The organism is Chryseobacterium sp. CY350, from assembly GCF_027945075.1.
Classification (GTDB): Bacteria; Bacteroidota; Bacteroidia; order Flavobacteriales; family Weeksellaceae; genus Chryseobacterium.
Genome location: NZ_CP116034.1, coordinates 781,521 through 793,963, shown reverse-complemented (window position 1 = coordinate 793,963; position 12,443 = coordinate 781,521). Strand labels below are relative to the sequence as shown.

At 34.5% G+C, this 12,443-nt stretch carries 13 protein-coding genes; 6 read left to right on the top strand and 7 right to left on the bottom strand.

From position 1 onward, the window contains the following. Positions 1–158 precede the first annotated feature (158 nt). Together PGH12_RS03620 and PGH12_RS03615 are read left to right on the top strand one after the other, a co-directional pair. Positions 159–1,100 carry a helix-turn-helix domain-containing protein gene (locus tag PGH12_RS03620; RefSeq protein WP_267599141.1) on the top strand — a complete coding sequence of 314 codons (942 nt, stop codon included), beginning with the start codon at positions 159–161 and terminating at the stop codon, positions 1,098–1,100. An 83-nt stretch (positions 1,101–1,183) separates the two neighbouring features. After that, positions 1,184–1,942 carry an SDR family NAD(P)-dependent oxidoreductase gene (locus tag PGH12_RS03615; RefSeq protein ID WP_267599140.1) on the top strand — a complete coding sequence of 253 codons (759 nt, stop codon included), beginning with the start codon at positions 1,184–1,186 and terminating at the stop codon, positions 1,940–1,942. A 393-nt stretch (positions 1,943–2,335) separates the two neighbouring features. On the opposite strand, the gene PGH12_RS03610 is transcribed toward PGH12_RS03615, so the two are convergent. The 3 genes from PGH12_RS03610 to PGH12_RS03600 all read right to left on the bottom strand — a co-directional run bounded on the left by PGH12_RS03610 (position 2,336) and on the right by PGH12_RS03600 (position 5,809). Further along, positions 2,336–4,177 (bottom strand): chloride channel protein, encoded by a 1,842-nt coding sequence (locus tag PGH12_RS03610; RefSeq protein ID WP_267599139.1) that lies wholly within the window; start codon positions 4,175–4,177, stop codon positions 2,336–2,338. A 320-nt stretch (positions 4,178–4,497) separates the two neighbouring features. Then, positions 4,498–5,088: a 5'-methylthioadenosine/S-adenosylhomocysteine nucleosidase family protein gene (locus tag PGH12_RS03605; RefSeq protein ID WP_267599138.1), complete on the bottom strand. Its 591-nt coding sequence runs from the start codon at positions 5,086–5,088 to the stop codon at positions 4,498–4,500. Between the two features lie 22 nt (positions 5,089–5,110). Further along, positions 5,111–5,809 carry a DsbA family oxidoreductase gene (locus tag PGH12_RS03600; protein ID WP_267599136.1) on the bottom strand — a complete coding sequence of 233 codons (699 nt, stop codon included), beginning with the start codon at positions 5,807–5,809 and terminating at the stop codon, positions 5,111–5,113. 183 nt (positions 5,810–5,992) lie between these two features. Here PGH12_RS03600 and PGH12_RS03595 point away from each other — a divergent pair, with 183 nt between their 5' ends. Together PGH12_RS03595 and PGH12_RS03590 are read left to right on the top strand one after the other, a co-directional pair. Then, complete coding sequence (locus tag PGH12_RS03595; RefSeq protein ID WP_267599134.1) at positions 5,993–6,199, top strand: hypothetical protein; 207 nt, start codon at positions 5,993–5,995, stop codon at positions 6,197–6,199. Positions 6,200–6,216: 17 nt separating this feature from the next. Next, positions 6,217–7,023, top strand: coding sequence for a serine hydrolase domain-containing protein (locus PGH12_RS03590; RefSeq protein ID WP_267599133.1), 807 nt, complete (start codon positions 6,217–6,219; stop codon positions 7,021–7,023). On the opposite strand, the gene PGH12_RS03585 is transcribed toward PGH12_RS03590, so the two are convergent. The 4 genes from PGH12_RS03585 to PGH12_RS03570 all read right to left on the bottom strand — a co-directional run bounded on the left by PGH12_RS03585 (position 7,012) and on the right by PGH12_RS03570 (position 10,764). Further along, positions 7,012–7,926, bottom strand: a complete 915-nt coding sequence (locus PGH12_RS03585) for a helix-turn-helix domain-containing protein (RefSeq protein WP_267599132.1) — start codon at positions 7,924–7,926, stop codon at positions 7,012–7,014. The genes PGH12_RS03590 and PGH12_RS03585 overlap by 12 nt on opposite strands. A gap of 42 nt (positions 7,927–7,968) precedes the next feature. Next, a complete protein-coding gene (locus PGH12_RS03580; protein WP_267599130.1) occupies positions 7,969–8,865 on the bottom strand; it encodes an SDR family oxidoreductase in 897 nt (298 codons plus the stop codon). A gap of 96 nt (positions 8,866–8,961) precedes the next feature. Continuing rightward, positions 8,962–9,876: a helix-turn-helix domain-containing protein gene (locus PGH12_RS03575; protein ID WP_267599129.1), complete on the bottom strand. Its 915-nt coding sequence runs from the start codon at positions 9,874–9,876 to the stop codon at positions 8,962–8,964. 48 nt (positions 9,877–9,924) lie between these two features. Further along, on the bottom strand, positions 9,925–10,764 hold the full coding sequence (locus tag PGH12_RS03570) for an SDR family NAD(P)-dependent oxidoreductase (RefSeq protein WP_267599128.1): 840 nt from the start codon (positions 10,762–10,764) through the stop codon (positions 9,925–9,927). Between the two features lie 183 nt (positions 10,765–10,947). Between PGH12_RS03570 and PGH12_RS03565 the strand changes: the two genes are divergently transcribed. Next, complete coding sequence (locus tag PGH12_RS03565) at positions 10,948–11,784, top strand: M23 family metallopeptidase (RefSeq protein WP_267599127.1); 837 nt, start codon at positions 10,948–10,950, stop codon at positions 11,782–11,784. A gap of 120 nt (positions 11,785–11,904) precedes the next feature. Then, the gene (locus PGH12_RS03560; RefSeq protein ID WP_267599126.1) at positions 11,905–12,261 is read left to right on the top strand and encodes a hypothetical protein; all 357 of its coding nucleotides are present in this window, start codon (positions 11,905–11,907) and stop codon (positions 12,259–12,261) included. Positions 12,262–12,443 lie beyond the last annotated feature (182 nt).

The following is a 12,443-nucleotide window of genomic DNA, read 5'->3' as shown; positions in this document are numbered from 1 at the left end:
TCTTAAAAGTAATCATTAGAATCAATAAAATCAAGTGTAGTCTGAATTTTTTTATTTTAGAAAAGCTATGAATCCAAATATTTTCAATTAAATTAAACTCCGCTTGTTATTAAAAAATTTATTTAAAGTTAATCTGTATCTTTGATTTTTACAACAAAATGAGTTCAATTACCATTAAAGAATTTTATCAGGATATTTTGGGAGGTACATGTCCCGATATTAATCAATTTCTAACTGAAAATATTCATAAAGATATTGGTCATTTCAATGTTTTTGATATTTCTGAAATTTATAGAAACTGCACCTCGAAGACCGAAATGCCTTACAACAGAAGAACTTACTACAAAATAAGTTTAATCAACGGTAAAAATAAAGTGGAATATGCAGACAAAACCATCGAGATCGAAGATTGCGCTGTTCTTTTTGCGTCGCCGAAAATTCCCTATAATTACACCCATCAATGTACTGAGCAATCGGGTCATTTCTGCGTTTTCACCAAAGACTTTTTGCCAACTTCCAAGATTGGTTTAGAACTAGACCATCTTCCTGTTTTCTCGGCGCAGAGTGATTTTATATTTCAGATCTCAACGGAACAGTTTAATCAATTTGAAGCTGTTTTTCTGAAAATGCACGAAGAAATTAGTTCAGATTACGTTTACAAATATGATTTGCTGAGAAATTATGTAATGGAACTCATTCACTTTGGTCAGAAATTAAAACCTATTCAGCCAGTTGTGAATACCAAAACTGCTGCTTCCAGAACGACAACATTATTTATAGAACTGTTAGAAAGACAGTTCCCTATCGAAAACATCAGCCAGCTTTTACAGTTGAAAACTCCCGCAGATTTTGCCGGAATTTTGGGAGTCCACGTCAATCATCTCAACAGAGTTTTGAAAGAAACCACGGGAAAAACGACCGGTGAGATCATCGGAAGCAGAATTTTTCAGGAAGCGAAAATACTTTTGACGCAAACACAATGGAACATTTCGGAAATAGCTTTCACTTTGGGTTTCGAAGAGGTAGCTCATTTTTCTAACTTCTTTAAAAAGTACAGCAAGCAATCGCCTCAGAATTATAGAGAATTACTGATTGTTTGATTTTCACAAATTTTAATTTGATTTATGCAAATAAGCAAATGCTATAATTTTTCAACTTTGTATCATTAATTAAAACAAATAAAATGGCAGGTAAAATAGCATTAGTAACAGGCGCAAGCCGCGGATTGGGTAAAGATTCTGTAATCGCCCTTGCAAAAAAAGGATTTGATATTATATTGACTTATCAAACCAAAAAAGAAGCTGCGGATGAAGTGGTAAAAGAGATTGAAACTCTTGGTCAGAAAGCATTTGCACTACCTTTAGATATTTCAACAACATCAGGTTTTGATCAGTTTGTAAATGAAGTGAAAGATCTTTTGAATACTGAATTTGGCTCTGCAAAACTCGACGCATTAGTCAATAACGCAGGAATCGGAATCAACGAAAGCTTCGAAACTACCACAGAAGAAACGTTGGATGCGATGACGAATATTCATTTTAAAGGACCGTATTTCCTGACTCAAAAATTATTACCGTTACTCAATGACGGAAGCAGTATCGTAAACACTTCTTCTGGCTTGGCAAGATTTTCATTCGCTGGATATTCCGCTTATGGTGCGATGAAGGCAGCGGTTGATTCATTATCAAGATATCAGGCAGTAGAACTTGGTGCAAGAAAAATAAGAGTAAATTCTATTGCGCCAGGTGCGATTGAAACGGATTTTGGCGGGGGAGCAGTTCGTGACAGCGCAGATTACAACAATATGATTTCTTCTCAGACGTCATTAGGACGAGTTGGTTTGCCTGACGACATCGGGAGCGTAGTTGCGTTTCTTTGTTCAGACGATTCAAAATGGATCAATGCGCAGAGAATAGAAGTTTCCGGCGGATTTAGAATCTAAATTTAACGAATTTAAAAATTGAAATCCCATTCGAAAAATTACAGAATGGGATTTGATTTAAGCTGAATAAATCTATGATTACTACACTTATTTATTGATTTTTTCTCACAAATTCTAAAAATTATAATAATATTTTATACATTTGAATTATGATTAATTTTCATCATTAAAGTGTTTTCAGAGAACCTTCCACTATTTTGTGAGGTTTTCTTTTGAAAATAATAACATATTAATCTTATTTTAGTTTATTTCTAATGAGATTTTAATTATAATAAAACTCAACAACGAGATAATTAAATATTAGTATCTGCGCAAAAAATCTAATTATTCTGAAATTTTTCAAACCTTATTGAAAGCTGTAAGATCTTTTTTTAACCATCAGCTTTTTAAAAATTAATTCGAATACTCTTTTAAAAGCTGTCTGTAACTCATCAAAATTGTTGATTTTGAGATAAACCCGATGAATTCGTTGTTTTCAGAAACTACGGGTAGATTCCAGACTCCCGTGTCGTCGAACGCCTGAATAATTTTTAAAGGATCATTATTAGGATAAATAACAGCCGGCGGAGCTTTCATCAGTTTAAAAATACTGAGTTCTTCTCTGTCTTTATTAAGCAAAAGAGGCCGAAGATCATCCATTGTTAAAATTCCTTTTAAAATATTTTGATCATCAATTACCGCGAAAGTATTTTTCTTCCCGTTCACAATTAGCTCGTAAAGATCGGTAATGGGTGCATCAAATTTGATAACCTGAGCATCTTTGTCGATCAAATCATTGGTACGAAGCGAAGAAAGTAGATTTTTGTCGTGCTCATGCGTGAAAATTTTTCCCTGATCTGCCAAAGATTTCAACTCTGGCGAAATACCCGAAAACCATCTAGCCATCAGATAAGAGATTACTGATACGATCATCAACGGAATAAAAAGATCATACCCGAAACTTGATTCAGCAATCAGAAATATTGCTGTGAGAGGCGCATACAGAACTCCGCTCATTGCTCCCGCCATTCCTACCAGGACAAGATTGGTCACAGGAACATTATCAAAACCAATCTGCTGACAGATCATTGCAAAGAGAAAACCCAGCGTCCCTCCCGCAAAAAGTGAAGGAGCAAAATTACCACCGTTTCCACCACTGAAAATGGTAATGGAGGTTGCAAATACTTTTAAAAGACAAATTAATAGCAAAAATAAAATGACAGTCCAGTTACCGATTTCAAAATATCTGAAAAGGCTGTTTTGGATAATATAGTTGGCGTTGCCATTGGTAAATGCTTTTACGGTCTCATATCCTTCCCCAAAAAGAGGTGGAAAAAGTACACATAATAAAGACAAAGCCGCACCACCGATAACCGCCCTCCGCAAGCGCGACACTTTCATTTTATGAATAAAATGCTCTACTTTTTGGGAAACCACAACAAAATATCTTGCATATAAACCGGTCGCAACCCCAAGAATCAAATAGTAAGGGATGTTAAAATAATTAAATGATTCTCTAGCATGAAATCTAAAAAGAATATCTTCCTGAAGCAAAATTCGAGATAAAAGACTTCCGCATACTGCAGCAACAACCAAAGGAATAAAATCTGAAAATACTACTCCCGTAAGAAGAATTTCAAAGGCAAACATCACTCCTGCGATCGGTGCATTGAAAGCTGAAGCAACACCTGCTGTGGCTCCTGCTGCAAGCAAAAGTGTACGTTCTTTATATCCCAATCTGTAGGTCTGCGCATAATTGGAGCCTATTGCGGCTCCGGTCACAGCGATCGGGCTTTCAAGCCCTGCAGATCCTCCGAGTCCTACTGTGATCGCACTTTGAACAATCTGAGAATACATTTTTACGGAAGAAACGATGCTTGAGTTTTGGGCGATTTCGTAGAGAATGGCACCAATCCCTTTTCTGTCTTGTCCGCGAAACAAAGTGAGAACAATACTTGTAGTAAGAACAATTCCTAAAAACGGAAAAATGATATAAAATAGAATCTGATATTCAAAATGAACTTTGCTGATCAAATAATGTATATGGTGAACTAGTGTTTTTAGTAGAACACCCGCGAGACCTGCCGTACAACCAACCAAAATACCGGAAAGAATCAAAAACTGACTTCTGCTCAGTCGGCTGTTGAGCCAATGTAAAATGATCTCGTAACTACGGACTTTTTTAATACCAAATTGCTGAAAATCTCTCTTAAACTTCAGAAAATTAAGGTATTTTTTTTTATTGTGAATCTTCACCGGTTTACATATTTAAAGATGTTCTAATGAAAAAAGGTAAATATTATCATTCAACAGAACCTTTGCTGGATTAATAAAATTTAATAATGGTATATTAATTGAAATTCGATCAATCGAAAACTCTTCCATTATTAAAATAAACTAAGAATTTTCAAATATAAGTAAAATTGTCTGTTTATCCCATTTTATCCGCCACAAGAACGTTGGAATTCAAACATATGTTTGATAAATTTCATTTGTAAATCATTTGAATTCAGTTTAATAAAGAAAAAGAGAAAGGTTTTAAAGGAATCGGAAAGCCTTATTTTTTAAATCTTTATTTAGATGAAGTCTTTAAATAGAATTTTCTTAAAAGCCTCAGAAGCCAGATGTACCTGCACAGACCAGTCGTCTGCAGCATTACTTCCGGCATCATCTGAAATATACTTCAGACACAGAAAAGGAATATTTTCTCGTCTCGCAATTAATGCAAGCGGATAAGCCTCCATGTCGATCACGTTGTATTCTGTGTTGATATGATTCATCTCAAAACTGTCTCCGCTGCCACAGATTCCTTCCGGAAGGTTGTCCATTTTCAATCCGTTTTCGAGAATAATCGGGATATTGGATAATGGTGTTTCAAATTTTTTAAAACCTAAACCGCGTGCATCCATATCACGCTGAATAAATTGTGTACAGCAGATTATTCCACCTTTATGAAAACCGATTCCACCTGCTGAACCCAGATTGACGATCAGTTTCGGTTTATTTTTCAGAATTGCTTTTGTAAGTTCTATTGCAGCATTTACTTTACCGATTCCTGTTGTTATTTTGTAGGTGTGATCAAACACTTTTCCGGCTTCGGAATCAAGAGCGAAAACAAATAAAGTGTCTTCGACTGTGAATGCTGTTTCGTTGTTTATTATTATCATTGATCAATTAAAAATATATTCATTAAATGCTGCATCCGTCTGTGTCACAGGATAAATTGTTGTCTTTTGAATCTTTTGAATGCTGAACGGTTTCATGATAAGTCTTCGTTAAAGCTTCCTCAAAAAGCTCAGCGGGCTGTGCACCAGAAATGGAATATTTTCCGTTTAAAATAAAAAAAGGAACGCCGGAAACGCCATTGTTGCGAGCTTCTGAAATATCCTGATGAACATCATTGTCGAATTGATCAGAACTTAAAGTCTCCAAAACTTCTTCTTTATTGATTCCTAATTTTTGTGCTAAAGTAGATAACACCTCTACACTTCCAATATTTTCCCCATTCAGAAAATGCGACCTGAACAGTTCTTCTTCCATTTCGATAGATATGTTGTGTTTTTTAGCCAAATGAAGAATTTTATGGGCAGAAAAAGTATTGGTGATCAAAGCTTTTTCTAAATTAAATTCAATTCCAGCAGCTTTTCCCATTTGTACCACCTGCGCAGTCATCTGCTTTGCCTGCTCTTCCGGGAAACCTTTTTTCTCCCTGAAATATTCTGAGGTAGTTTTTGTTTCCCCAGAATTCAAAGTAGGATCAAGCTGAAAACTCTTCCATTCTACTTCTACTTCATTTTTAAATGGTAGTTTATCCAGCGCCTGTTCAAAATTCTTCTTTCCTATGTAGCAAAACGGGCACATTACATCTGACCAGATTTCTATTTTCATTATTTTGATTTTAAAACTTAAAGGTATTTATTTCTTAATGAAAATTTGATCATTTTATGAATTAATTCTTGCATGATATGCAAGCAAGTGAGCGGAAACATCGATAAACAAATCCTTACAAATCTGTCCCGAAATTTGAATATTTTAATCCTAAATTTGAATATTATTTTAATTTAACAACAAATGATTTTCAGGAAAAATATAATCTTCGGTTTTCTATTTTTGTCAATCAATATATTTTCTCAGACCAGAGAAAACTGGGCGGCAAGCATTGACAGTTTAATTCAAATAAAGGATCCTACAACTTTTAATGGAGTAATTCTGATAACCAAAGATGGAAAAGCACAATATTCAAAGGCTTTTGGAGTGAGAAATCTTGAGACAAAATAAATGATCAGTTTGAAATCATGTCAAACTCCAAGCAGATTACCTCAGTTTTGCTTTTAAAAGAAGTTGAGAAGGGAAAAGTTGATTTAGATGCACCTATCAAAAAATATTTACCTTTCCTGAAGCAATCTTGGGCAAATTCTGTAAAAGTTCATCATCTTTTAAATCACACGCACGGAATTTCAGAGCTTGAAAAACCACTTTTATTTAAACCCGGAAGCGATTTTAAATATGGAAATCTGTCTAATATCCTTTTAGGAAAAATCATTGAAAAAAGTTCAGGTAAAACATATAAAAAAGCTACTTCCGAATTATTCAAGGATCTTAAAATGAACAATACATTTTGCTTTTCAAAAGATAATAAAAGAAATCTGGTAAGTGGTCACCAGATTAAACAAAGTGCTTTTAAAATAGTTGACAGTTCATTTATTGATGAAGAAAATTTGCCTGCCGACGGAATAATTACGACAGCAGAAGATCTTGTAATCTGGAACAGTCATCTGCATAAGGGTAAAATTTTGAGTCGGAAAATGTACAAAAAGATGATCACAGAATCTGCAAAATCGCAGCATGACGTGTTTGGGAAAGAAAAAATGGGTTATGGTTACAATATCAGAATTGCAGAAAATGCCGGTATAAAATATTTGGGCCATACAGGATTGGGGGATGGTTTTTCTTCACTAAATCTGTATTTTCCTGAATATGATGTAAGCCTGATTATTCTGGAAAATCAAATGAATGAAAACAGCGAATTGTTTTATTTTTTTGAATCACGCATCAAAGATATTATTCTTAGAAGTAGTCTTGTAAAACTTCTAATTGAATGATTTTCTAAACTCCAACGGCGAAATATCAGTTTTAGCTTTAAACAATTTACTGAATGATTGTGAATGCTCAAATCCCAATTCGTAGGCGATTTCACTTATGGAAAGTTCGGTTGTTGAGAGTTTTTCTTTGGCGATTTCGATTACTTTTTCGTGGATGTGCTGTTGCGTTGTTTGTCCGGTCAAATTTTTCAAAAGACTTCTCATATACTGCGGCGACATATTGAATTCATCAGAAAGATATTGAACACTCGGTAATCCTTTTGATTTAAAATCATCTCGTTCAAAATAATTATTCAACAGAATTTCTAATTTCTCTAAGAATTGATGATGCGCTTTTTGACGTGTAATAAATTGTCGCTGATAAAAACGTTCAGAATAATTCAGCAGCGTTTCCAACTGAGAAATAATGATATTCTGACTGAATTTATCAATATTCGTCTGATATTCCTGCTTGATATTTTCAATGATTTGCTGAATTTTAATTTCCTCATCTCCAGATAAGAATAAAGCTTCATTTACTGAATAATCGAAGAATTCATATTTCTTGATTGCGCTTACCATTGCCGTATTCCAAAGGAAATCCGGATGAATCAATAAAGACCATCCGGAAGGATTTTTTCCGTTTTCTTCTCTTATAATTGTCAAAACCTGGTTCGGAGCCATACAGAACATCAGTCCTTCATCAAAATCGTAATCCTGCTGCCCGTATTTGTATTTGTGGTCCATATTCCGCTTGACGGAGATCATATAAAAATCGAATATTAAACTCTGTTTTCCGCTTTCCGATGCAGCTTTCATATCTTCAAAATTGATCACACTAATAAGCGGATGTTTCGGCTTTGGCAATCCTCTCAAAGTATGAAACTGCGAGATGGTTTTAATTCTTATCGGTGCGTCAGACATTGTTTAAATATTTAATTAAATTTAAAAATTATAAAGATCAGATTACTTATTTTCAGCTAAATAAATATTTTCCATATCAACTAATAATGTTGGATGTTCGGGATTCCAACCTAATGAGGATTTTGTTACTTCGCTGGATGTCCTATTATTAAGCTTTGCAAAATGCGTAAACCAACCGAAATGTTCCGAACTTTCGTCGCTGGTGAGAGAAACAACCGGAACATCTAATCTTTCTGAAATCAAACTTGCGATTTCTTTTAATGGAATTCCCTCTTCTCCGACAGCGTGATATCTTGTGCCGCTTTCAAAAGGTTTTTCCAGAGCCAATCTGTAGAGTTTCGCAGCGTCTAATCTGTGAACGGCCGGCCAGACATTGTCACCGTGATTGATGACTGCAGATTTTCCTGTTTCTTTTGCAATTCTTATCAAAGTCGGGACAAAACCGATGATGTCACCTTTGCCGTGAACGGATGGTGATAATCTGACAACCGCAACTTTCACACCTTTTGCCGCAACCGCATCTGCTGCATTTTCTGTTGCAATTCTCGGATGCGGATTTACCGAACGGTCAGTTTCAATTGTAACTCCGTCTTTTGAAAATAGTGCCGTTCCTGAGGTGATGAGAAATGGCTTTTCTGTTCCGATTAGGGCTTCACCGATTGCCTCAATCACTTGTCCGTCAAGTTTGCACATTTCTTCAAACCTGGTAAAATCGTGAACGAAACCTAGATGAATCACTGCATCGCAATTTCCGGCTCCCGATTTTAAACTTTCAAAATCATTTAAATCTCCTCGGTGTGCTTCTGCGCCGGCTGCAATCAATTTATTTACTGATTCTTCCGAACGTGCCAATCCCAAAACCTGATGACCATTCGCTAATAATTCCTGCACTACGGCGGTTCCTACAAAACCTGTTGCGCCTGTTACAAATACTTTCATTTTAATATATTTTTTTGATATAATTTAATGAAGCAAAGTTCAGATTTCGGTTTTATAGCCTTGTAGCCGAAAAGTATAATGTTGTAGCCGAAAAATTTAATTAAACGATTTCCTGAATTCCAAAGGCGAAATATCAGTTTTAGCTTTAAACAGTTTACTGAAAGATTGTGAATGTTCAAATCCCAATTCATAGGCAATTTCACTTACGGAAAGATTGGTTGTAGAAAGTTTTTCCTTCGCTTTTTCAATCAGTTTTTCGTGGATGTGCTGTTGCGTGGTTTGTCCAGTTAATTGTTTTAATAAACTGCCTAAATAATTGGTTGAAATATTCAATTGTTCTGCGATATAATTGGCAGTTGGCAAACCTTTGTCAATCATATTTTCATTAAAAAAATCTTCAAGAATTATTTCTAATTTTTCCAAAACCTGATGATTGGTTTTTTTTCTGGTAATGAATTGTCTTTGATAAAATCTTTCGCAATAATTTAAGATCACCTCGATCTGAGAGATGATAATATTCTGAGTAAACTGATCAATTCCCGACTGATATTCTTTTTCAATGCCTTTGAAAAGTCCGATTAACGTTTCTTCCTCTTTTTCGGAAAGAAACAAAGCTTCGTTCACATCATATCCAAAGAATTTATAATTATGAATGGTCTTTGCCAAAGGTGTATTCCAGATAAAATCGGGATGAAATGCCAAAAGATAGCCTGAAGGTTTTGTTTCATATTTGCTGATTACCATTTTCACGACTTGCCTCGGCGCAATAAAACACATCAAACCTTCATCAAAATCGTACTGACTCTGCCCATAATGCAGTTTCCCCTGAAGATCTCTTTTAAAACCCATAAAATACAAATCCTGAACCCAGCTGATTTCCGATTCTTCAATCTGATATTCCACCAAACTGTAATCTACAAGGCTTATGAGCGGATGTTGAGGTTTTGGCAAGCCGGAAATTCTGTGAAATTCCGAGATCGTATCGATGGTATATAATTTTCTGTTAGTCATAACCTTAAAATTAAAAGGCAACAGCAAGAAACTGTTGCCTTTACAAATTTAATAATCTGTAGATGTACTTAGCGTTTTAAACTCAGAAATTTCGTTTTGAAGCGCATTTAATTTGTTTCCGGCAATGCTGAATGCATCAGAACCTAAAACCAAATGTACAGGCGGATTTTCCATTGCGACCAATTTTATCAGCGCTACAGCTGCTTTTTCAGGATCTCCCGGCTGATTACCGTTGATGTCTTTTTCATGAGCAATCTGCAATTCTCTTGCGACTGTATATTCATTAATTTCAGATTTAGGAGTTCTTAGCGAACCGCCAGTTAGAAAATCAGTTCTGAAATATCCTGGATAAACTACAGTAGCATTCACGCCGAATTCTTTCACTTCCGCTGCCAAAGCTTCTGTAAATCCTACAACGGCAAACTTTGTAGCGCAATAGATTCCCCAACCTGCAAATTCTCCCGTCAGTCCGCCAATAGAAGCAATATTGATAATGAAGCCGCTTTTCTGTTCTCTTAAATAAGGAATCGTTTTTCTGATGATATTTAAAGATCCGAAAACATTGGTGTCAAAATTTTGACGGCTTTCCAAATCTGTCAGTTCTTCCAAGGTTCCCAATTGTCCGTATCCGGCGTTATTCACCACGACATCCAGTTTTCCAAATTTTTCTATTGATTTTGAAACTGCATTTTCAATAGAATTTCCATTGATGAGATCAACTTCTAACGGTAGAAATGTTGCGTTTTCCTCACTTATCGCTTTTTGAAGTTCAGTAATGTTTCTCGAAGTTGCCGCTACTGAATGACCTTCCGCCAATAATTTTTTTACCAAGGTTAAACCTAAACCTTTCGAAGCTCCTGTCACTAGCCATACTTTTTTTGTGTCCATTTTGATTGTTTTTAATTGATTAATTATTACAATACAAAGTTGGAAAATGTAGAATTTGAAATCGTGACCAAATCACAGATTGTTGTAGCCAAATCACTGATGATGATATTTATAATTTATAAAACTGTGTAACAAAATGTTTATTTTTGAGTGTTATTTCAATATGAAAAAGATTATTTTATCATGCTTCAAAGGTTAATTCTATCATTTATCACTATATTCTCATTTGCTTCGTGTGAAAGCCAGATAATTCCCACACAACGCCTTGAGCAATTTACTTTAGAAAAGATTGAACAAAACTATAAGAACGATACGCTTTTTTTACGAATAGAAAATCCCCTGTTTTGCCCATTGAGATTTAGAGTTTTCTCAAGTTATCTTAAAGATGAAAATATTATTGATGATACTCTAAAAGTGACTATAGGAGATAAATCATTTGCAGAATTCAAAATTTTCGCAAAAGATATCGATGTTAATAAGGTGAATTTTCGATTCGACGGTTTATTGGGAGACGAAAGCAGTAAGATAATGAGTACTAATTTGGCACTTCCTTTTGTGAAAGGTAAACGTTATCTGATTATGCAGGGACAGAAAGGAAATCTCAGTCATAATGATAACTATTCAAGATACGCGATTGACTTCAGTATGCCTGTCGGAGAAACTGTAGTAGCAGCTGATGATGGTTATGTAGTTGGTGTCATAAAAGATTATGAATTTGGAGGAAATGACAGAAAATGGATTCCTTATGCCAATTTTATCACCATTTATCATCCAGAAAGTGGTTTATTCACTCAATATGTTCATTTGAAACAGAATGGAAGTTTTGTAAAAGTAGGTGATGCAGTTAAAAGAGATCAGCCGATAGGATTAAGCGGAATTACAGGATATACAACCGCGGCGCACCTCCATTTTAATGTGCTTGTTCCAAAAAAAGGAAAGTCACTCGTTTCAGTTCCATTTGTGTTCGAGAAAAACATAAAAGGAGAAGATTTAAGAGAAAATATGAGCGTGAAAAAATAGATTACCATCGGAAAATATGGATAAAAAATTTATAAAAAAATTAACAATTTTTTATCCATTAAAAGTGAATAGTATTTATACTTTTAATCATTAAATTTTTACAATACAAAAAAAACAAAAATGAATAAATTATTAAAAATTTCGACAGCTGTATTTTTGCTATTTATTTCTCAGCAAGCATTTTCTCAGGAGAAAAATAATTCTAAGCAAGAAAAAACTTTAGATATTAAAGGATTAAAAAGTAAAAGAAATGTTACAGAAAAAACTATTGTTTATGAAGGCGATGTTTCTTTTAAATCAGATTTTATAATTTTTGACAAAGCCGATAAAGTGATCGTAGACGAAAATTCTGGTACATTGATGATCTATAATTGTAAAAATCTTAAAATCATCAGTCTAAATAAGTTGATAAAGCCTGACAATAATAAACGAAATTACATCGCTTATAATTATAAGGAGAACAGCCTGACGTATTAAATATTTGAAGGTTTAAACTTTTATATTAAAGTAAATCTGAAGATCAAACGCCTGTATCATAAACGCTCCAGTTTATGAAAATCCCAACCATTCACGGGTATATAGATCGCCGGATACTCATTAATTATACCGCAGATCCTAGAGATGTTGAGAAGATTTTACCATTTCCTTTTCGTCCAAAA